Origin of the sequence: Curtobacterium sp. MCLR17_051, assembly GCF_003234395.1 — a bacterium.
Taxonomy (GTDB): domain Bacteria; phylum Actinomycetota; class Actinomycetes; order Actinomycetales; family Microbacteriaceae; genus Curtobacterium; species Curtobacterium flaccumfaciens.
In genome coordinates this window covers 19,682-44,889 of the sequence record NZ_QKTA01000027.1, presented here as the reverse complement: position 1 = coordinate 44,889, position 25,208 = coordinate 19,682, and the positions used below count along the sequence as shown (strand labels likewise).

Sequence of the window (25,208 nt, the reverse complement as noted above, 5' to 3'; positions counted from 1 at the left end):
GCTGGGCAGCTGGCACGGGGGCGGGGCGGGGCCGGGTCCGCCGGGTCGGCCGAGGCGTCCAGATCGTCCGGTTCGACCGGGTCCGTCGAGGACGTCGTCGCGTCGTTCCAGGACGTCGAGGCGGCGATGACCGAGGGGCACCCGGCGTTCGTCGCCGCCAACGGCCGGATCGGGTTCGGGCTCGACGAGTACCGGGCGTTCGCGCCCGAGTCCGGCGGCCGGTTCCGGTACCGGTGGCTCGCCGCCCGACGCGAGCACACGCACCTGGCGCTCGCCGCGGACCGGACCGAGCAGGCGCACTGGGAGTCGGAGCTGTCGGCGTCGGTCGTGGCCGGGTTCCGTGCCACGTTGGAGCGTCGCGGGCTCGACCCCGACGACTACGTGTGGCTGCCCGTGCACCCGTGGCAGTGGCAGCACCGGATCGCCGTGACCTTCGCGCCCGACCTGGGCCGACAGGACCTGGTCGACCTGGGCGAGGGACCCGACGAGTACCAGCCGCAGCAGTCCATCCGCACCGCGTTCAACCGCACCGAGCCGGCACGCTCGTACGTGAAGACGGCGCTCGCCGTGCAGAACATGGGGTTCCTGCGGGGGATGTCGCCCGCGTACATGCGGAACACCCCGGCCGTGAACGACTGGGTCGAGTCGATCGTCTCCGCCGACCCAACGCTCGCCGCTGCCGGGTTCTCGGTCCTCCGGGAGCACGCTGCCATCGGCTACACGGGGGACGCCTACCACCGGGTCGACGTGTCCTCGCCGCAACGCAAGATGCTCGCGGCGCTGTGGCGGGAGAGCCCGCTGCCGCGGGTGGCGGACGGCGAGCGACTGCTGACGATGGCGGCGCTGCTGCACCGCGACGCCTCGGGGAACGCCGTGGTCTCGGCGCTGATCGAGGCATCCGGTCTGCCCGCCGACGTCTGGGTCCGGCGCTGGCTCGACGCCTACCTGCTGCCCGTCGTGCACTGCCTGACCGTGCACGACCTGGTGTTCATGCCGCACGGCGAGAACCTGGTGCTCGTGGTGCGCGAGGGCGTCGTGGTCCGGGCCGTGATGAAGGACATCGGCGAGGAGGCCGCGGTGCTCGGTCGGCACGACGACCGCCCGGTCCCCGCCGACATCGACCGGATCGTGCACCCGGTGTCCGACGACGAGGCCGCGCTCGCGGTGTTCACCGACGTGTTCGACGGGGTGCTGCGGTTCGTCGCCGCGATCCTCGACCACGACGGGGTGCTGCCGGAGTCCCGCTTCTGGCAGGTCGTGGGGGAGTGCATCGACGCCCACGCCGCCGCGCACCCGGACCGCCGTCGTCCCCTGGACCTGCGGGTGCCGACGTTCGAGCACTCGTGCCTGAACCGGTTGCAGCTGCGGAACACCCTGTCGATGGTGGACCTGGCGGACCAGTCGGCGTCGCTCATCCGGGCGGGGGCGATGGCGAACCCGATCGGGCGGTAGGGGCGTGCGGCGTGAGCGAGACTGGTCCGATGGAGACCGGTGCTGGCGCGGGTGTGGGGGCGATCTCGGTTGCGATCGAGGACGTCGCCGAGGCACGCTGCGTCCTCGCTCGAGCGTCGCACCGTGCCGAACGCGTCGCGGGCATCGGATGGGTGCTCGGCGTCCTGGGGTTCGTCGTCGGGGTCTCCGGCATCGATCGCATCCCCACGGTCGATCCGGACGCTGGACTGTGGGTCGTGACCGTTGCGGCGATCGGCCTCGTGGTGATCGGGTACCTCGCCGCCTACTGGATCACCCGGAACCCACGGGCGGAACGGTCCGCCGCCGTCGATGCCGCAGCAGAGCGCATGATCGCGGCAGCGCGCGCCGGGGGATTTCCGGAGCTCGATCCGAAGAGCGTCCGGCGCGCGTTGCGCGAGGACGACAACGGGCCCGCGCCGTGGTTCGATCACAAACTCGGGCCGCAATCGTGGCCGGTGTGGCGGATCGGTACCGTCGACCCAGCGGAGAGCCACTTCGTCATCGCGGAACGATCGAACGATGCTCGAACGCTCACGGTCCGAGCCGAACCCGCTCAGCCGGGGTGGTGGTCCAGGGACTGAACGCCGACCGTCGGCCTCAGGGCTGGAGGCGTGTGGCCGTCCAGGCGCCCTCGGCGAGTGCGTACTGCAGTCGTCGGTGCATCCGGTCACGGCTGCCGTGCCAGAACTCCACGATGTCGGGCTCGAGACGCCAGGCAACCCATCGTGCAGGTCGGGGGACGTCGTCGCCGGAGTCGTCGAGCAGGTCGTTCGCGTCGTCGATCAGGTCCTGCAGGGTGCGGGGTTCGAGCACGGCGGACTGGTCGGCGATGGCCGTCGCGGCGCGTGACTTCGGGGAGCGGTCCGCGAACAGGGCGTCCGACTCGGCATCCGACAGCCGGACGACGTGGCCTTCGAACCGGAGCTGCTGCATCGTCTCGCGCCAGTACGCCTGCAGGGCTGCGTGCGGGTTCTCGGCGAGCTGCCGGCCCTTCGGGCTGTCCTCCGACGTGCCGAAGACCAGTCCGTTCGTCTCAATCCGCTTCACGTCGACGGTGCGAGCAGACACGCGGCCGTCGGCACCGGCCGTGGCGAGGGTCATCGAGAGCGGCTCGGAGACCTGTCGGTCCTTCGCCGCGGACAGCCACTCGCGAGCGAGGTCGAGCGGAGACGCTGGCGGGTTGTCGAACTCGGGCAGGTGCAGGGAGTCGTCACCGGAGAGCGGGGCAGAGGACATGTACCCACCCAACCGTGCGCGGGGGCTCGGTGTTCAGGGAGTCACGGACGGTCGTCGCCGGCACCCGGTCAGGCGTCGGGGAACTTCGCTTCGACGAACGCGCGTTGCGCCTGCACGGTGCCGAGGTGTTCGTCGGCCGGGGCGAACACATCGACGAGGTCCTTGAACCGAGGCCGACGACCGCGGCGGAGTCGGTACGCCCGCATGCCACCGCCCTGCTGTCGCGCCATCCCACTCGGCCACACGTCGACGCGTGCCCCCTGCACGCCCAGGAGCCAGCCCTCGTCGTCGAGCGCCTCGCGCACCAGGCTCAGTGCCTCGAAGGCGTCGTACGCCGTGGCCGTGTGCTCTGCGCCCAGCAGCAACACGGTCACGGTGTAGCGCACCTGATGATCGGGGTTCGTCAGGTCCATCTCGACGATCACGGTCGCCGGCGCGCTCGTGCCGTTCCTGTGAGCGGTTCGTTCGTAGGTCGTCATGTCACGCACCGAGCCGCAGCGCATTGAAGAACGGGACGCCCGGGTGGGCGATCGCGCCTCCCGGACCGATGGTCATCAGGGTTCCCGACTCGGACACCGTGGCGTTCCGCGGAGTCGCCGAGAAGACGCCCGGTCCGAACCCAGGGAACCTGACGCGGGACGCGATCTCGTCGAACGTCGCAACCCGGTCGAGCTCCAAGCCGTAGCCGACGTGACGATGCCCGAGCGAGTCGGTGTACTCGACGCGGCGGAAGGTCCACGCTCGTTCTGCCGGGCCCAGAGACGGCGAGACGGCTTCCGCCAACCGCGCGAGCTGCCGGCAGACGGCAACGCGCTCGGCGAGGGGACCAGCGGGGACCGAGTTGAGGAGCTCGTGGGCGAACGGGATGTCGATGACGGCAGGCGGGTGCTCCTGGTCACCGAAGGCCGTCGTGGTGATCTCCGTCGGGAGATCGGCGTGCCGCGCGAACGGGCGGTACGGCGGAAGCGGTGCTGCTCGGAGGTTGCCGTCGCCGTCGCGCCAGTCGCTCGTCAGGTCGAGCGGCACGTCGGCTTCCCCGACGATGCGGAGCGAGCGCTCGTCCTGTCCCCAGTAGGTGTCGCAGGCGACGCACCGGAAGTACGAGGTCCGCTGCTGGTGGCTGACGCCGATCGACGTCTCGACCCTGCCGTGCCGCGCAACTGCAGCGGTGCAGACCGAACACCCCGGCTCGATCGCCGTCGGATCCGCGCTCGGCATCGTCATCTGTTGATCACCACTCGGTTGAACAGGAGTCCGATGGGCGCCGTGACGCCCGGTCCGATCGCGAGGAGGGTGCCCGCCGAGTCCGATTGATGGGCGGTCGGACTGGGCGGGCGATGGTCCCCGGCCTCCTCGGGCAACGCGGCTCGATCGCTGAGTAGCTGCAGGCTCGGCTTCCCGCGGAGTACCGCCCCGTACCCGACGTGGAGGTGGCCGAGCTCGTCCTCAGCCTCAGCCATCGTGCTGTCCGTGGAGGAGTGCGCGGGCGGCATTCCGCCAGGCACGTGGAACGGCGTCAACGGAATCGACGATGGTGATCTCCGGGTGCGGTCGGTCTCCGAGGGCCCGGAGGATCTCCATGCGACGCCGGGCGGGATCCGGGGCGATCACCAGGTGCAGTCGCGGCCCGGTGGCGTTGAAGGTGAACAGTTCCCATGCGGTGTTCGGGACGGACACTCCGAGGACCACTTCGGCCCAGATGCCGCTGGATGCTGACATCCGCCTGGCGTGTGCTACTCGCGACTGGATCGGCAGGAGACCCCGCCGCGCTCGGGGGCGTTCGGCGACCGGCAATCCCTCCCAGTGATCGGCGGCCACGTCGACGAACACGATCGCGCGACCGCTGCGCTCGTCCTCGATCAGCGACTGACGACTCACCCGCCGTGAGCCGGTGCCGACAGCCGGCGGGCGGTCCCCGGCGATGGAGTACGCGAACTCGACGACGACGCCACGGTCGTACGGCATCGTGGCGGGCCGGCCGCTGTCGTCGATCGCCAGGTGCAGGTCATCGGGTACGGGGACAGCAGCGATGCGCACGCTCACCACCCTACGAGCATGTTCGTGGCGCCGGGGTGCTCCGCAAGGACATCAGGCATCCGGCAGAACGACGAGTGCAAAACGCGCCCGCTCACTCGCGAACCCACCGGGGAAGTCCCGGACCAGTGTTGTTCCGTCGTCGAGACGTTCCGCCGCCATGCCGTCGGGAAGTCGGAAGTCGGAGGTCGGCCAGCGCTGTTGATCGTCGGCCGTCCTCGGGGACGCTGCCCAGAAGCGAGATGCAAGTCGTCAGGAAGGGCGCCGGTTGATGGTCCCAAGCCTGCCCGTCGTCAGCACGAGAAGGGACTGTTTCGTCTCGTATCGAGGATGGCGGGTGTCACTGTGACACGGGTTCGATGAGGGCTGGCTGCTGGCGAACCCACATTGCGTGCTCTACCGGGATTTCGTCGATCCAAGCTGTCGAAACAGGATCTGGATGATTGATCGCGTGTGCCACCTCGTAGACGGCATCCGAATACCGCAGCCCGCTAGCTTCGTCATCGGCCGCAACAACGACAAGGACCTCGGCGGGAAGTACGTCGACTTGATGGCGGAGCAGCCATACGCGAGCAATACCGGCTGCACCCTTGGTGCGCTCCTGCAGTGCGCCACACAGATCACGCTCGCGGCGGCTCGGCGGTGCCAGCGTCACTGGAGCACCGGCGGGGAACAGGCCGCTGTCATTGATGACCTGATCTCGGTCGCCTGGACCGACCACCTGGGGATGCGGACGATCAATGTCAACGATGACGCCCCAGTCCTGCGGGATCATCCGGACCAGCTGGTGCATCGGAAGGCTCTTCGGCGTGGCGGGTACATCGCTGGTCATTCTCGCCCTCGCGTCATCGAGCTCGGTGAAAGCGAGGGCCAGCGGGACGCCCTCGTTCCCGACGATCGCTAGAGGTATGGCCAACCGGTCATGTCGCAGCACGATGACCTGCGTACGGGCGAACGCATACTTCGACGACATCATGGCGCGACGATGAGGATTGCTGGGAAGTCCACCGTTCGTCATTGGTTCAGTCGCCACTTTCGTCATCTATGACGAGCGCGAAGCGCGCCCGCTCCGTTGCAAACCCCCCGGGGAAATCTCGAACCAGAGTGCCGCCCCCGTGCAACCGTTCTGCGGCCATGTTGTTGGGGAGCAGGAGCTCATTCAGGATGGAAGGGCCTTTCATGAACACCGCAGACGAATGCTCCACCGCTTTCGAAAGACGCCGGTACGGATCGCGGTACAACACCCTACCCCCAGCTCGTTGCACAGACTGGACGACGTACGGCAATCGTCCCCATGCGGCCTCGGCAGGGTGCTTTGCGGGGACATCGTGACCGTTCCAGTTCGGGGTCAGATCGATCGCAGGACCGAGTCGAACGAGTGCCCGAGTGGCGGCATCTCGGTCGTCGTTGGCCAGGCTGTCCCCGGGCGTAGTCAACCGGAGATCCACTGAGTACCGGTAGTCACCAGATCGGACACCGTCCCTCAGCCGGGAGATCAGCCCGCCGGTGTTGCCTCGGAGTTCGACGACTTCGATCCCCTCGCCGAACGACCATTCCTTTTCGAGGTCGGCAATCGAGTACAAGGGCCCGACCGCGCTGAAGCGTCTGTCAACGAGGATCTCGTTGCCGCGCTGGCGGAAGGGGCCGCGGTGCTCCACGATGGTGAAGGCTCGGTCCTCGAGCCAGTTCATGAACGTGAGCAGACGACCGTACTCCGGCCAGAGCGGGTGCGGCGCGACCATCGAGTGATAACGACCATCCGGGGAGCGTTCGGGGATCGCGAGCCAAGATTCCGACCTTGGTAGGAGCGACCTACCCGACCGGGAGAGCCCCATTCTCATCGTGGCGTGCTGTCATGGCGCAGGTCGTTCAAGTAGTCGAAGGGAATGGCGTTCCCGCTCCGCAGAGACCAGCTTCCAAGGCGCTTGAGTCCGTCGCCGTACTCGTTCATACGCATCGTGTAGTCCGACGGCGACGTGGTGGCTGCGTCCATCGCCGGATGGTCGATCACGTTGGCTGCGGCCGACCAAGTGCTGCGGTCCCCGGGGATGAACACTTCTGTTGCGCCGCCGGCGCCGTACTGGGTGTTCGCGACAGCTGTGCCTTGGGCGTGGGGGATCGGTGCGGTGACTTCATAGGTAGTGCCGTCCGTCCGGAAGTTCTGGTACGGGCCGCGCTCGTCGTGGACGCCGATCTGTACCGACTCCGAGTACCTCCGCGCATCACCACCGGCGGTGATGAGATCGGACGTCGGGCCGTCGCTGACGACGAAGAACTCCCCGTTCCCGACAACCTGCAGACGCTTGCCGACAAGCGCAGTCGGGTCACCGGTCGTCCAGGGATCGACTCCCGGGTATCCAGCTCCCCAAGCCGACGGCTGTCCTTGCCAATGGCGAGCTCTTGCCGCCATCGAGGGAGCGTCCGACCGCCAGTAGGAGTCAAGCCCGTTCTTGAAGCCCTTGAGCGGATGCGCCAAGTCCTGCCGGATGCCGTTGCCCCCGCCGACCACGAAGGCGCGAAGAGATTCAAGGGTTCGGAGCGCAGTGCCGTGACGGACGTTGGACAGCAGATGGCGCGCAGGAGCGAACAGCGTTCGAGCCTCGGAGCCCACGTGCCGACCAGCGGAGCTGAACTTGGATGCGAGAGAAGCGCCCTTCGCGAACTCCCTCCCGATCTTCGCCGCGGTGGTGATTCCCTTCCCACCGGGCACACAATCGAGCAGCGCGAACGCGAGGTCCCACCCGTCGGCGGTGCCCTTGCTCATCTTGTACAGGGTGTCAGCGAGCACGAGCAGCGCTGCGCCGAGCACGATCCATGCGAGCGGTCCGCCGATGATCATCGCGATGATCCCACCCACCGCCACGACGACCTTCGCGATGGAGACGATGGCCTCCCATTTCTCGGACCCGAAGAACTTGTCCCACGTGGACTGCTTCCCGAGGCCCGCGTCCGCAGCTTCACCGATCTTCGTCGCGGTCCGCTGCTCCGCGTCCTGCCAGTCACTCTTCGCATCCGCCACGAGCCGCTTCGCCGCATCGATCCGCGACTGCGCCGCCGAGATGTCCCCCTGCGCCGACGACACCGACCCCTGCGCGACGGAAGCGTTGTCGGACGCTGCCCGCAACTGCGCAGGCGAGGGAACATCCACCCCGTCCGGCACGTCGGAACCCGCCGGGTACTCGTCGGCGACCTTCGACAGGTCCTTCGACGCGGACTCGTAGTGCGACAGCGTCGACTGCGCATCCGCCAACCGGTCCTGCGCCGCGGCGAGGTCCCCGGTGGCGTCCTTCGCGTCCGCCAACGCACCATCAGCCCGGTACTGGGTGTCATCGACCGTGTCAGCCCACCCCGACAACGCCGTCGCGGCGAGTTCGTACGAATCGACGAGCTTCGTCAGGTCCGACGGGGTGTCCTCGATCGCGTCGACGAACACATCAGCGGCCTCACCCTCCCAGTCGGTCAGCCACCCGGACCCCTTCACCGACTGCAACCGGGTCGACGCGTCATCGGCCGCGTCGGAGATGCGCTGGTACTCCCGCGCCATCATCCGCAACGTCGACGGATCCCCCTTGACCGGATCATCACCCTGATCGACGACGTCCCACCCCGACGGCCGCCCCACGACTACTGCGCCCTCGAGACAGCGGGTCCGCCGCCGCCGTTCTCGTCGTTGACCTGCAGGGCCTGTGCCAGCTGCTCGTCGGTCTCGGTGTAGGTCTCGATGGACGAGCTCAGCATGTCCGCCAACGCCTTCGTCGACTCGCTGATCTTGTCCCGCTTGTCGCCCCAGCGGTGGTCGAAGTCGTGCAGAGCGTTCTGCACCGTCCCCGAACCGATCTCGTCGTCGGACGCGTCGACACGCTTGTGCGCCTGCTCGAGCGTGCTGTGCACGGTCGTCAGGTCGTTCTGGAGCTCCCCGAGCCCCATCAGGTCAACCAGCAGTTTGCCTGCCACGGAACAATCCCTCCCCGATCACGAACCGGCGCCGTCAGGACGGCGCCACAGGAACCGCGACGACCCCGTGCCCCACGCGATCGCGGGGCACGGGGTCGACGACGGTGTCAGCCCTTGAGGCCGGAGGCCAGCGACTCGTCCGTCTCGGACAGGGTCTGCGAGGCCTTGGAGAGGAACGTGGAGAGGCCTTCGAGCCCCTGGACCGTCTGGGTCACGCCACGGTTGAACTCGTCGTAGGACTCGCCGAACGCGACCGACGACTTGTCGGTGACGTAGCCGTCCGAGATGAGCTGCTGGATCTTGCGCTGCAGTGCCGACAGACGGTCTTCGATGTCTGCCTGGCCCGCCTTGAGGTCGGAGGCTGCTGCCTCGAGGTCTGCGTACGAGACGTTGATGTTCGCCACGGTGTGACTCCCTTTCCCCGGAGTTTCGTTTGTCCCCCCAACGGGGCGTGTTGCAGGGGACACTACCATCGTCCTGCGACACGAAGTCAACGCTACGGGGGAATGCCATGACCTTCACGTTCACGATGGTCGACCGCGAGAGCGGCCAGACCGCGAACGTCTACGTGGACGGCGACGACTCCCGGGCGGTGCGCGAGCTGGTGGCCGAGGCCGAGCGCCTCATCGCCACGGACGTCGTCGCCTCCGGCCGGACCCCCGTGTACTTCGTCGGGGAACAGCCGCTCGACCTCTCGGCGTCGGTCGCCGAGTCGGGCGTCCGCGAGGGCGTGGTGGTGCGCCGGAGCCTCGAGCAGGTGCCGCCGCCGCCGCTCCGCCCGCTGACCGACGCCGAGGTCCGGATCGTGTCCGGGCTGCACGCGGGGACGATCGTGCGGGTCAGCACCGGCACGGTGACCATCGGTACGGCACCGTCCGCGCACGTGCGGGTACCGGTGAGCACCACGGACGAGGTCGAGGCCGAGGCGTCGGGGTCCGACACGGTGCCGGACATCGCCCTGCTCGTCACGGTGACCGCCGACGGCGCGAAGGTGCGCCCGGCGAACGGCTACTCCGGCGCGCTGCTGGACGGCGAGCCGGTCACCGAGGAGACCGACTGGCCCGAGACGGCACAGCTCGCGGTCGGCGGGGTCCTGCTCGGCTTCGGCCGTGCCCCGAACCGCGGCGCCCACCTGTCCCTGGCGGACGACGGCATGTCGCTCGAGTACAACCGGCCCCCGCGCATCCTGCCGCCGGACGAGCACACCCGCTACCAGCTGCCCCCGCCGCCGACCGAGCCCCCGGCCCGGGCGCTCCCCATCCTGATGGCGCTGGCGCCGATGGGCATGGCGGTCATGTTCGTGTCGACCACCGGTCGCTGGATCTACCTGCTCATCGCCCTGCTGTCGCCGATCCTGATGATCATCACGGGCCTCCAGGGCCGCCGGCAGGGCAAGAAGACGTACCGGCAACGCGTCGTGGAGTACGAGGACACCAAGGCGCGGATCGAGGCGGACGCGACCGAGAGCCTCCAGTCCGAACGTGCACGCTGGATCGCGAGCGCGCCGGACCCCGCCGCCGTCTACGAGACGGCGGTCACGCCCCTGCCGCGCCTGTGGGAGCGACGCCGGACGGATCCTGACCACCTGCTGGTCCGCGTCGGCACGGCGACGCAGCGCTCAGAGGTGACCATCGAAGACCCGGAGCAGCTGTCCCACAAGCGGACCGTCGCGTGGGACGCGACGGACGTGCCGGTGCGAATCCGCCTGGCCGAGCGCGGCGTGATCGGCATCGCCGGTCCGGACGACGACGCCCGACGACTCGCGAACTGGGTGGTCGCGCAGCTCGCGACGCTGCAGAGTCCGAAGGACGTCACCTTCACACTGCTCACCGACACCACGCGCACGTCGCTGTGGGAGTGGATGTCCTGGCTGCCGCACGTCCGCCGCGACGGTGCGGACCAGCCGATGACGAGCATCGCCTCGAACGCGGCGTCGACCGCGCGGGCGATCGCCGAGCTCGCCGCGATCATCGACGCCCGCAAGGAAGCCGGGATCGGCAAGAAGACCCCGCCGGCCGACGAGATCGTCGTCGTGATGGACGGCGCGCGCCGGCTCCGCGCGATGCCCTCGCTCGTGCAGGTGCTCAAGGAGGGGCCGTCGGTCGGGGTGTTCAGCATCTGCCTCGACCTGGACGAGCGGCTCCTGCCCGAGGAGTGCGACGCCGTGGTGGTCGTCCGCGACGACCGGGTGCGGGTCACCCAGCAGCGCAGCGAGCGCATCGACGACGCACGCCCTGACCTGGTCGACCAGGACTGGCTCGAGTGGGTCGCCCGGTCGCTGTCGCCGATCGTCGACGCCAGCCCGGACGTGCAGGACGGCGCCATCCCGTCGTCCGCCCGGCTGCTCGACGTGCTCCAGCTCGAACCGCCCACGTCCGAGGCCGTGCAGGCACGCTGGCTGCTCGGCGGCCGCAGCACCACCGCCGTGGTGGGGGCGTCGATCGACGGGCCGTTCGCGATCGACCTGCGGAACGACGGCCCGCACGGCCTGGTCGCCGGGACCACCGGTTCCGGCAAGTCCGAGCTGCTGCAGACGATCGTGGCGTCCCTCGCCGTGGCGAACCGGCCGGACGAGATGAACTTCGTGCTCGTCGACTACAAGGGCGGCGCGGCCTTCAAGGACTGCGTCGACCTGCCGCACACGGTCGGCATGGTCACCGACCTCGACACGCACCAGGTCGAGCGCGCGCTCGAGTCGCTCGGCGCCGAGCTCCGCACCCGCGAGCACGCCCTCGCCGAGGTCGGGGCGAAGGACCTGGAGGACTACCAGGACCTGCAGGCCAAGCGCGCGGCGAACGGGGACACGATCCCGAGCCTGCCGCGGCTGCTCATCGTCATCGACGAGTTCGCCTCGCTCGCCCGCGAGCTACCCGACTTCGTGAAGGGCCTGGTGAACATCGCCCAGCGCGGTCGCTCGCTCGGCATCCACCTGATCCTCGCCACGCAGCGTCCTGGCGGCGTCGTGTCGCCCGAGATCCGCGCGAACACGAACCTCCGCATCGCGCTGCGCGTCACCGACCAGTCGGAGAGCCAGGACGTCATCGGCGCGAACGACGCCGCGCGGATCGCCAAGTCGACCCCGGGGCGCGCCTACGTGCGGCTCGGCGCTGCCTCGCTGCTGCCGTTCCAGTCCGGTCGTGTGGGTGGGCGCCGGCCCGGCTCGGACGATCAGGAGGCCCGCCCCGCCCTGGTCCGCGAGCTCACGTTCGCCTCGTACAGCGATCCAGCCCCCCGCCCGGCTGCCGTCGAGGCCGCGGCCAGCGACGTGGAGGTCACCGACCTGAGCGTCCTCGTCGCGTCGATCGACGACGCCACCCGCGCCCTCGGCACCCCCGAGCAGCGGAAGCCCTGGTTGCCGCCGCTCGGCGAGGTCGTCGGGCTCGACGACGTCGAGGCGACCGGCACCGGCGACCTGGCACCCCTGGCGGTCGCCTGGGGCGTCGAGGACCACCCGGGTGACCAGCGGCAGCGCCCGGCGGTGTTCGACCTCGACGCGGACGGCCACCTGTTCGTCATCGGCTCGCCGCGCTCCGGCCGCAGCCAGACGCTCCGCACGCTGGCCGGCGCGATGGCCCTGCGGCTCGGCGTCGGCGACGTCCACATGTACGGGATCGACTGCGGCAACGGCGCGCTGCTGGCCCTCGGGGCGCTGCCGCACTGCGGTGCCGTGGTGCAGCGGCACGAACCCGACCGGGTCTCGCGACTGCTCGGCATCCTGCTCCGCACGGTGCAGGAGCGCCAGGCGGCCTTCGCCGCCGGTGGGTACTCGTCGATCGCGGAACAGCGGACCGACGCGGGCACCGTGCCGATGCCGCACATCGTCGTGTTCCTCGACCAGTGGGAGAGCTTCATGGCGACCCTGGCGGACGCCGAGAACGGTGCGCTGCACGACGCCGTCCAGACCCTGCTGCGCGAGGGCGTCGGCGTCGGCGTGCACCTGGTCGTCTCCGGCGACCGCACCCTGACGTCCGGCCGGATGTCGAGCCAGGTGGAGCGGAAGCTGCTGCTCGCCCTGGCCGACCGCGGCGACTACAACTACGAGGGCATCAACGGCAAGAAGCTGCCGGAGTCGATCCCACCCGGGCGCGGGTTCCGCAACGCCACGGCGACGGAGACCCAGGTCGCCGTGCTGCCCGGCGGCCTCGGGGGCCGCGACCAGGCCGCCGCGCTCCGGGGCATCGGTGACGAGGTCCGTGCGCACGTGCCGGCCGACGCCCCGAAGCCGTTCCGGATCGACGTGCTCCCGCGCTCCATCACCTTCGCGGACGCCGTGCGGTACCTGCCGTCGGCCGAGGCATCGGTCGGCCGGGTCGCACTCGGCGTCGGCGGCGACGAGCTCCGGCTGTTCACGCACGACTTCGTGCAGGACACCCCGGTCTTCATCGTCGGCGGCAGCCCCCGCTCGGGCAAGAGCACCGCGCTCGTCGCGATGGCCCGCCACGTGCTGTCGGCGGGTGGGTCGGTCGTCGCGGTGACACCGCGGGAGTCCCCGCTCCGAGCACTCGACGGAGCACCCCGCGTCACGGTCGTGACCGACGGCGGCATCGGCGCCGAGGGGCTGTCCGCCGCGATCGACACCGGCTCGGACGGCTTCACGCTCGTGCTGGTCGACGACGCCGAGGCCCTGAAGGAGTCGCCGGCCGAACCGGTGTTCCGGGCGATCATGGACTCCGACCGGGGTCGTTCGGTCGGGCTCGTCCTGGCCGGTGACGTCGAGGGCGTGGCGAGCGGGTTCCGCGGCTGGCAGGTCGACGCGAAGAAGGCGCGTCGGGGCATGCTCCTCGCACCGCTCAGCACCGTCGACGGCGACCTGATCGGCACGAAGCTGTCGAAGAGCCTCGTCACCCAGGACCGCGTCGCGGGTCGGGCGCTGCTGAACGACGCCGACCAGGCGCTCCGACTCGTCCAGGTACCGGCGGGCGACTAGCGCCGGCCGCGGGGGCGCCGGCCTCGGGGGTGGAGCCGGAGCCTGCGCAGCCCGGAGCCTGCCCGGTCCGGGGCCCGCTCAGCCCAGCGGCGTCTCGCTGACGAGTCCGACGGCGGGTTCGGCGCGGAGCGTGTGCCCGCCGAACACCACGGTGTCGCCGGGCTGCACGGTCGTGCGCTGCGACGGCACGAGCATCGCCGCGGGGAACCCCGGACGCTGCAGTTCGACGCCGTTCGCCGACGCGGTGTCGAGCACCCAGAGGGAGCCCTCGGCGCCGAACCCGAACTCCAGGTGGGTGCGGCTGAGCAGCCGCTCCGGGTCCTCCAAGGCGATCATGTGGGCGTGTCCGCCGTCCGGGTGGGCGCTCGCGGGGTCACGGCCGATCAGCCCGCCACCCGACACGGTCACCCGCTGGGCGCCGTCGAGGACGAGCACGGCAGCCGCTGCCTGGCGGGCGGGGGCGGCGTCACGACGGGCGGTGGTTCCGCCGGACGATCCGAGCGGTCGGCCGGGCAGCTGCGCCACGGTCGCCCGGACCCGGTCGGCACTCGCACGCGGAGCCGGGGGTGGCGTGGTGACCGACCGGGCGAGCTCGCCGCGCTGGGCCATCTGTGCCAGGTCACGCTCGTCGACCCGCTCGACGACGGGTTCGACGACCTTGCGCTTCTTCCGGAACGGCCAGAGGCGCATCAGGACGCCTCGCTGCCGACCGCGGCGGAGTCGATGAGCTCGAAGGTGTCGGTCACGGTCTCGAACAGTTCGTACAGGGGCTCGGCCAGGTCGGTCGCGGGCGACGAGACGCTGACCAGGGCGACCTGGTCGCCGGCGGGCACGAACGTCTGCATGAGCACGACGTCGAACGACCCGCGGCCGTCCGGCGCCTGCACCGTCGAGACACCCCAGACGCGCGGCACCCGGCCGACGCGGGGGACCTCGTGCACGTCGACGTGCATGCCGTCGTCGTCCCCGCCGAGTGCGGCGACGTGGTCGGTGAGCGCGGCGAGCGGGTCGCCGCCGGCCTCGGGCGCGGGCAGGACCGTCACGGTGAGGGCACCGGAGACGATGCCGTCCTCGCTCGGCTCGGCGAACGCGGCGCAGTACCGCGCGCCGCTGTCCCACGCCGAGCGGGCGAACCGGCGGAGCACCCGGACGATCTCGGTGCGGTGGTCCCACAGTTCCCGGTGGTCCTCGATGCGTTCCTGCACGAGGGCGCTGATCCGGTCGTCACGGCGTTCCGGTTCGACCGGGAGCTCGAACCAGGACCGCGGGACCGTGATGGCGAAGTGGTCGACCGACATGCCCGCTACCGTACCGTGGCGTGTCGCCTCGCGGTCCGCCGCATCGCCCGCAGCAGCAACGGCCCCGGCAGCCGCAGCAGCACCCTCGGCACGAGCGCCCGCACCCCGGCCACCACCCGGACGGTGCGCCGGAAGCGCCGTTCCTCCCGCGGCCCCCACGCGAAGCCGTACGCCGTGCGCACCCGTTCCGGCAGCATCCCCACGGTCACGACGCGGACGAGGGGCACCGCCGCCCGCACCCACAGCGGCGCGAACCGCGGGTGCAGCAGGTCGCGGACGACCCCGCGGGCGTCGTCGGTGACCTCGAGCCCCTCCAGCGTCCGCTGCCAGTACCGGTCGAACGCCGCCACCGAGGTCGGCCAACGCTCCGGCGGCACCCGCAGCGCGGTCGCGATCGGGGCGTAGGCGGCGAGGACCTGCTCGGCGCGGGCTGCGGAGACGCGTGTGCCGAACAGGTCGTGCGCCCGCCGGGCGGAGTCGAACAGGGTCGCGGCCACCCAGAGTTGCCGGTCGAAGTCGTCGGCGCCGGCGACGGGCCGGTGCGCACGGTTGACGAAGCCGGCTGCGGTCGCCGAGTCGGTCTCCGTGCCGATGACGACGGCGTAGACGAACATCAGGGTGTGGGCGAGCCGCTGCTGGGGTCGCCGGGCGAAGTCCGAGTGCCGTCGGACACCGGCCGCGACGACCGGGTCGGCGATCTGCAGCAGGATGGCGCGGCCGCCCGCGGCCACGGGCGTGCTGTCGGCGAGGAACCGCCGCAGGTGACGGTCGTGCACGCGACCAGCAGTCGGACGGGAGGCACGGTGCGGGTCGTGTGTCGCGCCTCCAGGCCGTGGGGTGGTCACGCCGCACCCCGTCGGCGTCGCGCCCGCAGGACGGGCCACAGGTCCGCGGCGATCGCCGCCAGGAGCGCGACCGCGCCGACGACCAGGGCGACCAGTGCGTACGAGGCACCGACGGGCGCGTCACCGGTCAGGGCGAGGAGCGTCGCGACGAGCCAGATCGCGGGGAGCGGCCAGAGGCGGGTCGGTGATCCGGTGACGACCGCACCGACGACGCCGACGACGAGGAGCGGGACCCAGCGGCCACCGGGCTCCGAGCGGGCGGCGAGGTGTGCCGCGGCGGCGACCAGCAGCATCGCCGCGACCGCCAGCAGCCGCGCTGCCGAGGGCATGCTGCGGACGCTGGAGCGGACTCGTCGGAACACGGCCCGATGCTACCGAGCCGTGTTCCGGGGGAGCCTGATCAGGTCAGCGCTCAGAGCGGCTTCGTGCCGAGGTCGTTGCCGAGGTCGGCGCGGTCCTCGTCCTGCTCGTTCTCGTGCTCCCACAGGTCGGGCGAGCCCTCGCGCGGGGACCCGCCGGTCGGACCGTCGTCGGAGCCGTCACCGGGCTGCGGCTCCACCGTCTCACCGGCGACCGCGTCGTTCGTCACCGTCTCGAGGGACTCCTCGGCCTCGTCCACCTCGTACGGGCCGACGTGCTCACGGTCGATGTCGTCGTCGCGACGCTGCTGGGACTCGAAGTCGTCGACGGGGCTGATGCCGGGGTCGCTCATGGTGGTTCCTTTCCGTTGCGGGCTTCCTGCCTACCCGCCGGCGCTTGGCGGCCGTCCGGTTTCGTGTCGTGTTCACCCGGGCGTCACCTTCCGGTCACACCGCCACGGCAGCATCGCCGATGCTCGGGGGAGTGGAGCGCGGTCGCCGACGGGTGGTCGAGCGACCGCGCCTTCCCCGCCCGGGTCGTCCGGGCCGCTGTCAGACGCGTTCGAGCAGGTCGCGTTGCTCGACGTCGGCGAGTGCGAGGGTGCGGTAGCCGGCGGACTCGAAGAACACCGTGATGCGGTCCTCTTCCGTGCTCATCACCACGCCCGTGCCCCACTCGGCGTGCTCGACGCGCGCATCCGGCGGCCACGCTTCGTCGTTCGCACCGTCGGCGACGTGGGCGGAGGCCTCGCGTGCCGTGCCGGACGAGCAGGTGTCGCAGTTCCCGCACGGCTCCGGCAGCTCGTCGCCGAAGTAGCCGAGCAGGAACTGCCGGCGGCACCCGGTCGTCTCGGCGAGCTGACGCATCATCGCGATGCGGGACTCCTCGACCCGTTCCCGTTCGGCAGCACGGTCGGCGGTGGCACGTGCCGCACGGTCGGCGTCCTGCGGGCCGTCCGGCACCCGGGAGACACCGTCCACGTCGTCGCGCAGGGCGCCGGCGTCGAGCAGGGCGTTGAGTGCTCGTCCAGCGGTGCGGGCCGACAGGCCGGCGGCCTCCACCAGTGCGGAGCGGGCGATCGAACCGGTCACCGGGACGGCGTCGAACACGGCCCGGACCGAGGCCGGTCGCGGCGAGCCGGACGCGAAGAACGTGCGCAGGCCGAAGTCCTCGGCGCGGTAGTGCAGGGTGGCGCCGGCCGGTTCGGCATCCCGCCCGGCCCGCCCGATCTCCTGGTAGTAGGCGTCGATCGACTCGGGGACGTCGGCGTGCACGACGTACCGGACGTCGGGCTTGTCGATGCCCATGCCGAAGGCACTCGTCGCGACCACCACGTCGACGTCGCCGTCCAGGAACCCGGTGTGCACGGCCTCGCGCTCCGCCACCCGCATGCCGGCGTGGTACGGCTGCGCACGACGACCGCGGGCGGCGAGGGCGTCGGCGTACTCCGTCGTCGCCGCGCGGGTGGCGACGTAGACGACGGTCGGCCCGTCGAGCTCGGCGACCTGGTCGACCACGGCCTGGCGCTTCTCGGCGTCCTCGGCGTGCCGCACCACCTCGAGCCGGATACCGGGACGGTCGAACCCCGAGGCGAGCACGAACGGGTCGCGCATGCCGAGCCGCTCGACGATGTCGTCCCGGACCGGAGCGGAGCCCGTCGCGGTCAGGGTGAGCACCGGCGGTCGGCCCAGGCGCTCCGCGACCTCGCCGAGCGCCAGGTAGTCCGGTCGGAAGTCATGACCCCACGACGAGATGCAGTGCGCCTCGTCGACGGCGACCAGCGCGACCCCGGCGTCGCGGAGTCGCTCGAGCACGTCGTCCTTCACCAGCTGCTCGGGGGCCAGGAACACGTAGCCGACCTCGCCCGCGGCGACGGCGTCCCACGCGTCGGCGACGTCCCGTGCCTTCTTGGTGGCGTTCAGGGCGACGGCTCTGGGTGCGTCGGGATGGTGCTCGAGCCCGACCACCTGGTCCTCCTGCAGCGCCACGAGCGGGGAGACGACCACGACGAGGCCGTCCAGCCCGAGGCCGGCGACCTGGTAGATCGCGGACTTCCCCGATCCGGTGGGCATGACCGCCAGGGCGTCGCGGCCCTCGAGCACCGCGTCGATGACGGACTCCTGGTCGGGGCGGAGCTTCCAGCCGAAGACCTCGGTGGCGCGGGTACGGAGTTCGGGTTGCACCGATCCACAGTGCCGAGCGCCAGCTCGGGCCGGTCCCAGCGGTGCGCGCAGCGGCTCACGCGCGTCGGGGCGGACCGGGGCCTGGCATCCGTGCACCGGCCGTCCACCGAGCAGCGCTAGGCTGCGTGGCGGCCGTTGTCTCGACATCGAGCGACCCTCGATGTGGAGTGCGCGACCGGGAAACCGATGCCGATCGCACGAACCGTGCGGGAAGAAGAACAGCGTGGATCTTTTCGAGTATCAGGCCAGGGACCTCTTCGAGTCCTACGGCGTCCCCGTGTTGCAGGGGATCATCGCCGACACCCCCGAGCAGGCGAAGGCGGCGGCCGAGAAGATCGGTGGCGTCGTGGTCGTCAAGGCGCAGGTGAAGGTCGGCGGTCGCGGCAAGGCCGGCGGTGTGAAGGTCGCGAAGACCCCGGACGAGGCGTTCGAGCACGCGCAGGCCATCCTCGGCCTCGACATCAAGGGCCACACCGTCCAGCGCGTCATGGTCGCCCAGGGTGCCGACATCGCCGAGGAGTTCTACTTCTCCGTGCTGCTCGACCGGGCCAACCGCTCCTACCTCTCGCTCACCAGCGTCGAGGGCGGCATGGAGATCGAGCAGCTCGCCGTCGAGAAGCCCGAGGCGCTCGCCCGGGTCGAGGTCGACCCGCTGACCGGCATCGACAAGGCCGCCGCGCTCGAGATCGCTCGGCAGGCGAACTTCCCATCGGAGCTGCAGGACGCCGTCGCCGACGTCTTCGTCAAGCTCTACGACGTCTACAAGGGCGAGGACGCGACCCTCGTCGAGGTGAACCCCCTCGTCCGCACCGGCGACGGCCAGATCCTGGCACTCGACGGCAAGGTCTCGCTCGACGAGAACGCCGACTTCCGCCACGAGGGCCACAAGGACCTCGAGGACACCGCCAGCGAGGACCCGCTCGAGGCCAAGGCGAAGGCCCACGGCCTGAACTACGTCAAGCTCGACGGCCAGGTCGGCGTCATCGGCAACGGCGCGGGGCTCGTCATGTCGACGCTCGACGTCGTCGCCTACGCCGGTGAGCGCCACGGCGGCGTGAAGCCCGCCAACTTCCTCGACATCGGCGGCGGCGCCTCGGCCGAGGTCATGGCCAACGGCCTCGACGTCATCCTCGGCGACCCGCAGGTGAAGAGCGTCTTCGTGAACGTCTTCGGCGGCATCACCGCCTGTGACGCCGTTGCGAACGGCATCGTCGCCGCGCTCGGCATCCTCGGCGACGCGGCCACCAAGCCGCTCGTCGTGCGCCTCGACGGCAACAACGTGGAAGAGGGTCGCCGGATCCTGGCGGAGGCAGCGCACCCGCTCGTCACCGTCGCCGCGACCATGGACGATGCGGCCGAGAAGGCCGCCGAACTCGCCGCCGCAGCGGCCTGAAGGGACTGACCATGTCGATCTTCCTCAACAAGGACTCCAAGGTCATCGTCCAGGGCATCACCGGCGGCGAGGGCACGAAGCACACCGCCCTGATGCTCAAGGCCGGCACGAACGTCGTCGGCGGCGTGAACGCCCGCAAGGCCGGCACCACCGTCACCCACGGCGACGTGTCGCTGCCGGTCTTCGGCTCGGTGCGCGAGGCCATCGACACCACCGGTGCCGACGTCTCGATCGTCTTCGTCCCGCCGGCGTTCGCGAAGGACGCGGTGATGGAGGCCATCGACGCCGAGATCCCGCTCGTCGTCGTCATCACCGAGGGCATCCCCGTGCAGGACTCGGCCGAGTTCTGGGCGCACGCCAAGGCGAAGGGCGGCACGACCCGGATCATCGGGCCGAACTGCCCCGGCATCATCACCCCGGGGGAGTCCCTCGTCGGCATCACCCCGGCGACGATCACCGGCAAGGGCCCGATCGGGCTCGTCTCGAAGTCCGGCACCCTGACCTACCAGATGATGTACGAGCTCCGGGACCTGGGCTTCTCGACCGCCATCGGCATCGGCGGCGACCCGGTCATCGGCACCACGCACATCGACGCGCTCGCCGCGTTCGAGGCCGACCCCGAGACCGAGGCCATCGTGATGATCGGTGAGATCGGTGGCGACGCCGAAGAGCGTGCGGCCGAGTTCATCAAGGCGCACGTCACGAAGCCGGTCGTCGGCTACGTCGCGGGCTTCACCGCTCCCGAGGGCAAGACGATGGGGCACGCCGGCGCGATCGTGTCCGGTTCGGCCGGTACCGCCGAGGCGAAGAAGCAGGCGCTCGAGGCCGCCGGCGTCAAGGTCGGCAAGACGCCGTCCGAGACCGCCGCGCTGCTGCGCGAGGTCGTCGCCGCTCGCTAGCGACCAGCCCGTTCCGCAAAACACCGGTGTTCGTCGGTTGAACCGCGTCCTGCGCGTGTTCGTCCTGCGAGCACCGGTGTTTTGCGTCGGCAGCCGCGCGGCTCCGGGGCGGCCGCGCGAGGGGCACGTATCCTCGCTGCGATGAACCGCCTGGGAACCGCTCTGCTCGCCGCGATCGAGGCGGTCGTGACGGTCGGCGTCGGCATCGGGATCGCCCTCGTGCCCCTGACGCTGCTCTGGGGGTTCGAGTACGGCCTGCAGGTCGACTGGGACGTGTTCTGGAAGGCCACCGGCAGCGTCTGGCTCGTCGGGCACGGCGTCGACGTCTCGTTCCTGCTCGGGTCCGCTCTCGCCAAGAGCACCGGGGTCAGCGGCGCAGCCGACCCCATCCACGTGACCCTGGCGGCCCTGGGATTCGCGGTCGTGACGGCCTGGCTCGGCGCCCGTGCCGGACGTCGGTTCGCGGAGACCGAGCACCGCACCACCGGGCTGCTGGTCGGGACCGCCGTCGTCGCGCTCCTCGGTCTGGCCGTCGCACTGTCGTCGACCTCGGCTGCCACCCGCCCCACGCTCTGGCAGGCCGTGGTGCTGCCGGCGCTCTGGTTCGGGATCCCTGCACTCGCCGCCTCCGAGGTCTGCCGTCGTCGCCGTGACCTGCCCGCCGACGCCGGCACCCAGCGGGTCATCGACCTGGTCGACCGCATCCCCGCCGTCTGGCGGACCGTCGCCGGGTTCGGCCTGCGCGCCGGGACCGCCGCGACCGCCGTGGTCGTCGGGGTTGCCGCGCTGCTGGTCGGCCTGCTCCTCTTCACCTCGTTCGCCGAGGTCATCACCCTGTACGAGCAGTCGCACGCCGGGGTCATCGGCGGCGTCGCACTCACCGTCGGACAGCTCGCCTTCCTGCCGGACTTCGTCGGGTGGGCGACCTCGTGGCTGATCGGTCCCGGGTTCGCCATCGGCACCGGGTCGAGCGTGTCCCCGATCGCCACGACCCTGGGCCCGATCCCCGGGCTGCCGGTCTTCGGCGCGCTGCCGACCTCCGGTCACACCTTCGGGCTCGTCTGGATCCTCGTGCCGGTCATCGCCGGGTTCGCGATCGGCGGCTCGATGCGGCCGCGGTTGGTGCGGGCCCTGGGCGCCACCGACTCCGCGCTGCACCGTGCGCTCGGCGGTGTCGTCGCAGGACTCGTGGCCGGGGTGCTCACGGGGCTCATCGCCTGGGTGTCCTCCGGTTCGTTCGGCCCCGGCCGCCTGGCCGACGTCGGTCCGCACGCCCTCGCGGTCGGCGGGTTCGCCGCACTCGAGATCGGCCTGCCGGCGATCATCGCGCTCGCCGCGGGCAGTGACCTGGTCCGGCTGCCGGACCGCGGATGGACGCGAGAGCGCTGGACCGAGGCCGACGAACCCGACGATGCCCACGACGCGGCGCGCGCCGGGGTCGATGTCGGCGAGGGGTCCCTGCTCGCCGCGCTCGACCAGGCCGGCGCCGGGCACACCACCGACGTGCACCGCTTCGTGGTCGAGGAGTCCCACGACGGGTCGACCGCTGCACGGCCCCGCGCGACGACCGAACACGTGACCGAGCCGGTCAGCAGCGAGCCCGCCTCCGCACCCGCACGACCCGCCTCCGCACCCGCACGACCTGCCTCTGCACCCGCACCCGTCGCACCGCGTGCCGGCGACACCGACCACGACGTCGAGCTCCCCGACTGGGCGAAGACCGACGCGGTGGCCGCCGACCGCCTGGCCGCCGAGCCCGAACCGGAGCGCCGTAGTGCCGGACGAGCAGCGCTGGGTGGCCTCCGCGACCGCCTGGCCGGTGCGGCCGAGGGCGTCCGGGGACGAGCCGGTGCACTCCGCGACCGCGTGACCGGCTCCGACGCCGAGCCGGAGCAGCCCGGCCCCGAGCGGCCCGCAGCCCAGGCAGCCGCGTCCACATCCGCACCCACCCCGGTGCCGACCGACGCCCAGCCCGCGTTCCCGTGGAGCACCGAGGAGTTCGTGGCCGGCCGCGACGACGTGGACGAAACGGCCGAGGCGGACCGCGTGGACGTCGCGCCCGACACCCGAGCGCCCGCCTCGAAGCCGGCGGAGCCGTCCCGCCCGGCGAAGTGGGACGTCACCGACCAGATCCCCGAGGACGAGCTGCCCTGGTGGCGGCAGCCGAAGGACGACCGGTAACAGCGCCCGTCGCGTGCGTGCCTGCCGGTAGGGTTGGTGCCGTGCTCGAACTGGTCGTCCTGATCTCCGGTACCGGGTCGAACCTCCGAGCCCTGCTCGAAGCGACCTTCGACGCCGAGTACCCCGCCCGTGTCGTCGCCATCGGTGCCGACCGTGACGCCGAGGGTCTCGGCCTGGGCGAGGAGTTCTCGATCCCGACCTTCACGGTGCCCTTCACCCGCTACGACTCCCGCGCCGAGTGGGGCCAGGCCCTGGCGGAGCAGATCCGCCCGTGGTCGCCCGACCTGCTGGTGCTCTCCGGCCTGATGCGCCTGCTACCCCCGGCCGTGGTGTCCGAGTTCGCCCCGGGGATCATCAACACCCACCCGGCGTACCTGCCCGAGTTCCCCGGCGCCCACGGCGTGCGGGACGCCCTGGCCGCCGGGGTCACCGAGACCGGTGCGAGCGTCATCGCGGTCGACGACGGCGTCGACACGGGGCCGATCCTCGCGCAGGAGCGCATCCCGGTGCTGCCGGGGGACACCGAGTCGACGCTGCACGACCGCATCAAGCCGGTCGAGCGCCGCCTGCTCATCCAGACCATCCTCGACATCGCCAACGGCACCACCGACCTGAAGGGCACCCCGAGCGCATGAGCGTGCACGCAGCCGACCCCAGCCTCTACCGCGACCGTGACGTGGTCCCGGTCCGCCGTGCACTCATCTCGGTGAGCGACAAGTCCGGCCTGCTCGAGCTCGCCGGCGCACTGGCCGACTCCGGGGTCGAGATCGTGTCGACCGGCTCCACCGCCCAGACCATCCGCGACGCGGGCTACGCCGTCACCGACGTCGCGAGCGTCACCGGGTTCCCGGAGTCCCTCGACGGTCGCGTGAAGACGCTGCACCCGTCGGTGCACGCCGGCCTGCTCGCCGACCTGCGGCTCGAGTCGCACGAGCAGCAGCTCGCCGACCTCGACATCGCGCCGTTCGAGCTCGTCGTCGTGAACCTCTACCCGTTCGTCGAGACCGTCGCGTCGGGTGCCGACACCGCGACCGTGGTCGAGAACGTCGACATCGGCGGCCCCGCGATGGTCCGTGCCTCGGCGAAGAACCACCCGAACGTGGCGATCGTCGTCTCCCCGGCGTCCTACCCCGAGGTCGTCGAGGCCGTCCGTGCCGGCGGCACCACGCTCGAGCTCCGGAAGCGCCTCGCCGCCCAGGCCTTCGCGCACACCGCCGCCTACGACACCGCGGTGGCGTCCTACTTCGCGAGCGACGTCGTCACCGCCGCTGCAGCCCCGACGACCGCCGGCGACATCCGGACCCCCGGTGCGTTCGACGAGCACCTGACGGTCGAGGCCGAGCTGTCGGCGACCCTGCGCTACGGCGAGAACGCCCACCAGGCTGCGGCGCTCTACACGACGTCGGACGGCACCGGCATCGCGCAGGCGACGCAGCTGCACGGCAAGGAGATGTCGTACAACAACTACGTCGACGCCGACGCAGCGGTCCGTGCGGCCTTCGACTTCGACGAGCCCGCCGTCGCGATCATCAAGCACGCCAACCCGTGCGGCATCGCGATCGCCCCGGCCGACGCCGCCGACCCGATCGCCTCGGCCCACGCCGCCGCGCACGCCTGCGACCCGCTCTCGGCGTTCGGCGGGGTCATCGCCGCGAACCGCCCGGTCACCGTGGCCATGGCCGAGACCGTGAAGGACATCTTCACCGAGGTCGTCGTCGCCCCCGGGTTCGACCCCGAGGCGCTCGAGATCCTGTCGCGCAAGAAGAACATCCGCCTGCTCACGCTGCCGGCCGACTTCGCGCTCGCCGACCGCGAGGTCAAGCAGATCTCCGGCGGCTTCCTGGTGCAGGACGCCGACCGCTTCACGGGCTTCGACCAGGCCACCTGGACCCTCGTCGCCGGCGAGCCCGCCGACGAGCAGACCCTCGCCGACCTGGCCTTCGCGTGGCGTGCGAGCCGTTCGGTGAAGTCGAACGCCATCCTGCTGGCGAACCAGGGTGCGAGCGTCGGTGTCGGCATGGGCCAGGTCAACCGGGTCGACTCCTGCCACCTCGCGGTGAACCGTGCCGGTGACCGTGCGACCGGCAGTGTCGCGGCGTCGGACGCGTTCTTCCCGTTCGCCGACGGCCTGCAGGTGCTGCTCGACGCCAGTGTCCGTGCGGTGGCGCAGCCCGGTGGCAGCGTCCGCGACGACGAGGTCATCGCCGCGGCGAAGGCCGCCGGCGTCACGATGTACTTCACGAGCGAGCGCCACTTCTTCCACTGATGTGAACAATCGGTGGCGAACCATTGCGCGCCGTGAGTCACTGTGAATAGTCTGTAAGGCTCCGCGGCAGGCAGCCGACGATCCCTCGGGACCGGCGGCACCGCGGACACAACGGTGACGAAGACGACGACTGGAGTGACGATGGACAACATGACCGGA

At 71.1% G+C, this 25,208-nt stretch carries 23 protein-coding genes; 8 read left to right on the top strand and 15 right to left on the bottom strand.

All coding sequences use genetic code 11. The annotated features are described in order from the left end of the window. A partial coding sequence (locus DEJ06_RS17020) for an IucA/IucC family siderophore biosynthesis protein (RefSeq protein ID WP_309147288.1) occupies positions 1-1,452 on the top strand: 1,452 nt, incomplete at its 5' end. Between the two features lie 11 nt (positions 1,453-1,463). Further along, positions 1,464-2,054 (top strand): hypothetical protein, encoded by a 591-nt coding sequence (locus tag DEJ06_RS17015; protein WP_146245899.1) that lies wholly within the window; start codon positions 1,464-1,466, stop codon positions 2,052-2,054. A 16-nt stretch (positions 2,055-2,070) separates the two neighbouring features. Here the strand turns inward: DEJ06_RS17015 and DEJ06_RS17010 are convergent, their stop codons facing one another. The 9 genes from DEJ06_RS17010 to DEJ06_RS16965 all read right to left on the bottom strand — a co-directional run bounded on the left by DEJ06_RS17010 (position 2,071) and on the right by DEJ06_RS16965 (position 9,101). Continuing rightward, positions 2,071-2,709 carry a pyridoxal 5'-phosphate synthase gene (locus tag DEJ06_RS17010; RefSeq protein ID WP_111040103.1) on the bottom strand — a complete coding sequence of 213 codons (639 nt, stop codon included), beginning with the start codon at positions 2,707-2,709 and terminating at the stop codon, positions 2,071-2,073. A gap of 68 nt (positions 2,710-2,777) precedes the next feature. Then, positions 2,778-3,188 (bottom strand): hypothetical protein, encoded by a 411-nt coding sequence (locus tag DEJ06_RS17005; RefSeq protein ID WP_071414712.1) that lies wholly within the window; start codon positions 3,186-3,188, stop codon positions 2,778-2,780. Between the two features lies 1 nt (position 3,189). Further along, positions 3,190-3,933 carry a hypothetical protein gene (locus DEJ06_RS17000; RefSeq protein ID WP_111029004.1) on the bottom strand — a complete coding sequence of 248 codons (744 nt, stop codon included), beginning with the start codon at positions 3,931-3,933 and terminating at the stop codon, positions 3,190-3,192. 228 nt (positions 3,934-4,161) lie between these two features. After that, entirely contained in the window at positions 4,162-4,746 is a 585-nt protein-coding gene (locus DEJ06_RS16990; protein WP_146245898.1) for a hypothetical protein, read from the bottom strand. Positions 4,747-5,083: 337 nt separating this feature from the next. After that, a complete protein-coding gene (locus DEJ06_RS18125) occupies positions 5,084-5,719 on the bottom strand; it encodes a hypothetical protein (RefSeq protein WP_146245897.1) in 636 nt (211 codons plus the stop codon). A gap of 46 nt (positions 5,720-5,765) precedes the next feature. Further along, a complete protein-coding gene (locus DEJ06_RS16980; protein ID WP_146245896.1) occupies positions 5,766-6,434 on the bottom strand; it encodes a hypothetical protein in 669 nt (222 codons plus the stop codon). Between the two features lie 146 nt (positions 6,435-6,580). Further along, positions 6,581-8,365 carry a WXG100 family type VII secretion target gene (locus DEJ06_RS16975; protein WP_111040098.1) on the bottom strand — a complete coding sequence of 595 codons (1,785 nt, stop codon included), beginning with the start codon at positions 8,363-8,365 and terminating at the stop codon, positions 6,581-6,583. Between the two features lie 2 nt (positions 8,366-8,367). Further along, positions 8,368-8,697, bottom strand: coding sequence for a DUF6507 family protein (locus DEJ06_RS16970; protein WP_146245895.1), 330 nt, complete (start codon positions 8,695-8,697; stop codon positions 8,368-8,370). Positions 8,698-8,804: 107 nt separating this feature from the next. Then, the gene (locus tag DEJ06_RS16965; RefSeq protein WP_071404660.1) at positions 8,805-9,101 is read right to left on the bottom strand and encodes a WXG100 family type VII secretion target; all 297 of its coding nucleotides are present in this window, start codon (positions 9,099-9,101) and stop codon (positions 8,805-8,807) included. Between the two features lie 107 nt (positions 9,102-9,208). Between DEJ06_RS16965 and DEJ06_RS16960 the strand changes: the two genes are divergently transcribed. After that, positions 9,209-13,624, top strand: a complete 4,416-nt coding sequence (locus tag DEJ06_RS16960) for an FtsK/SpoIIIE domain-containing protein (protein ID WP_111040096.1) — start codon at positions 9,209-9,211, stop codon at positions 13,622-13,624. 78 nt (positions 13,625-13,702) lie between these two features. On the opposite strand, the gene DEJ06_RS16955 is transcribed toward DEJ06_RS16960, so the two are convergent. From DEJ06_RS16955 to DEJ06_RS16930, 6 genes are all read right to left on the bottom strand, one after another. Next, on the bottom strand, positions 13,703-14,314 hold the full coding sequence (locus DEJ06_RS16955) for an FHA domain-containing protein (protein ID WP_071404662.1): 612 nt from the start codon (positions 14,312-14,314) through the stop codon (positions 13,703-13,705). Beyond that, complete coding sequence (locus DEJ06_RS16950; RefSeq protein WP_071404663.1) at positions 14,314-14,922, bottom strand: hypothetical protein; 609 nt, start codon at positions 14,920-14,922, stop codon at positions 14,314-14,316. Before DEJ06_RS16950 ends, DEJ06_RS16955 begins: the two co-directional genes overlap by 1 nt. Positions 14,923-14,927: 5 nt before the next feature. Next, positions 14,928-15,698, bottom strand: coding sequence for an oxygenase MpaB family protein (locus tag DEJ06_RS16945; RefSeq protein ID WP_181436719.1), 771 nt, complete (start codon positions 15,696-15,698; stop codon positions 14,928-14,930). Positions 15,699-15,763: 65 nt separating this feature from the next. Beyond that, complete coding sequence (locus DEJ06_RS16940) at positions 15,764-16,129, bottom strand: hypothetical protein (RefSeq protein ID WP_146245893.1); 366 nt, start codon at positions 16,127-16,129, stop codon at positions 15,764-15,766. Between the two features lie 50 nt (positions 16,130-16,179). After that, positions 16,180-16,479: a hypothetical protein gene (locus DEJ06_RS16935; protein WP_035809242.1), complete on the bottom strand. Its 300-nt coding sequence runs from the start codon at positions 16,477-16,479 to the stop codon at positions 16,180-16,182. Positions 16,480-16,678: 199 nt separating this feature from the next. Next, on the bottom strand, positions 16,679-18,310 hold the full coding sequence (locus DEJ06_RS16930) for a RecQ family ATP-dependent DNA helicase (protein ID WP_111040093.1): 1,632 nt from the start codon (positions 18,308-18,310) through the stop codon (positions 16,679-16,681). A 223-nt stretch (positions 18,311-18,533) separates the two neighbouring features. On the opposite strand from DEJ06_RS16930, the gene sucC reads away from it, so the two are divergent. From sucC to purH, 5 genes are all read left to right on the top strand, one after another. Further along, positions 18,534-19,703, top strand: a complete 1,170-nt coding sequence (sucC, locus tag DEJ06_RS16925) for an ADP-forming succinate--CoA ligase subunit beta (RefSeq protein ID WP_111024796.1) — start codon at positions 18,534-18,536, stop codon at positions 19,701-19,703. 11 nt (positions 19,704-19,714) lie between these two features. Further along, positions 19,715-20,602, top strand: a complete 888-nt coding sequence (sucD, locus tag DEJ06_RS16920; protein WP_071404667.1) for a succinate--CoA ligase subunit alpha — start codon at positions 19,715-19,717, stop codon at positions 20,600-20,602. Between the two features lie 141 nt (positions 20,603-20,743). Next, a complete protein-coding gene (locus DEJ06_RS18445; RefSeq protein ID WP_181436720.1) occupies positions 20,744-22,783 on the top strand; it encodes a DUF6350 family protein in 2,040 nt (679 codons plus the stop codon). Positions 22,784-22,824: 41 nt separating this feature from the next. After that, positions 22,825-23,418: a phosphoribosylglycinamide formyltransferase gene (gene purN / locus DEJ06_RS16910; RefSeq protein ID WP_071404669.1), complete on the top strand. Its 594-nt coding sequence runs from the start codon at positions 22,825-22,827 to the stop codon at positions 23,416-23,418. Continuing rightward, positions 23,415-25,049, top strand: a complete 1,635-nt coding sequence (purH, locus tag DEJ06_RS16905; RefSeq protein ID WP_111040092.1) for a bifunctional phosphoribosylaminoimidazolecarboxamide formyltransferase/IMP cyclohydrolase — start codon at positions 23,415-23,417, stop codon at positions 25,047-25,049. The genes purN and purH overlap by 4 nt, the downstream gene beginning before the upstream one ends. The last annotated feature ends 159 nt before the right edge of the window (positions 25,050-25,208 follow it).

Excerpts from the sequence above, each read along its gene's own strand:
- purH (WP_111040092.1), top strand. The coding sequence starts at position 23,415 with ATGAGCGTGCACGCAGCCGACCCCAGCCTCTACCGCGACCGTGACGTG.
- DEJ06_RS16960 (WP_111040096.1), top strand. The coding sequence starts at position 9,209 with ATGACCTTCACGTTCACGATGGTCGACCGCGAGAGCGGCCAGACCGCG.
- DEJ06_RS16935 (WP_035809242.1), bottom strand. The coding sequence starts at position 16,479 with ATGAGCGACCCCGGCATCAGCCCCGTCGACGACTTCGAGTCCCAGCAG.
- DEJ06_RS16950 (WP_071404663.1), bottom strand. The coding sequence starts at position 14,922 with ATGTCGGTCGACCACTTCGCCATCACGGTCCCGCGGTCCTGGTTCGAG.
- sucD (WP_071404667.1), top strand. The coding sequence starts at position 19,715 with ATGTCGATCTTCCTCAACAAGGACTCCAAGGTCATCGTCCAGGGCATC.
- DEJ06_RS17000 (WP_111029004.1), bottom strand. The coding sequence starts at position 3,933 with ATGACGATGCCGAGCGCGGATCCGACGGCGATCGAGCCGGGGTGTTCG.
- DEJ06_RS16980 (WP_146245896.1), bottom strand. The coding sequence starts at position 6,434 with ATGAACTGGCTCGAGGACCGAGCCTTCACCATCGTGGAGCACCGCGGC.
- DEJ06_RS18445 (WP_181436720.1), top strand. The coding sequence starts at position 20,744 with ATGAACCGCCTGGGAACCGCTCTGCTCGCCGCGATCGAGGCGGTCGTG.
- DEJ06_RS17010 (WP_111040103.1), bottom strand. The coding sequence starts at position 2,709 with ATGTCCTCTGCCCCGCTCTCCGGTGACGACTCCCTGCACCTGCCCGAG.
- DEJ06_RS18125 (WP_146245897.1), bottom strand. The coding sequence starts at position 5,719 with ATGATGTCGTCGAAGTATGCGTTCGCCCGTACGCAGGTCATCGTGCTG.
- DEJ06_RS17005 (WP_071414712.1), bottom strand. The coding sequence starts at position 3,188 with ATGACGACCTACGAACGAACCGCTCACAGGAACGGCACGAGCGCGCCG.
- DEJ06_RS16955 (WP_071404662.1), bottom strand. The coding sequence starts at position 14,314 with ATGCGCCTCTGGCCGTTCCGGAAGAAGCGCAAGGTCGTCGAACCCGTC.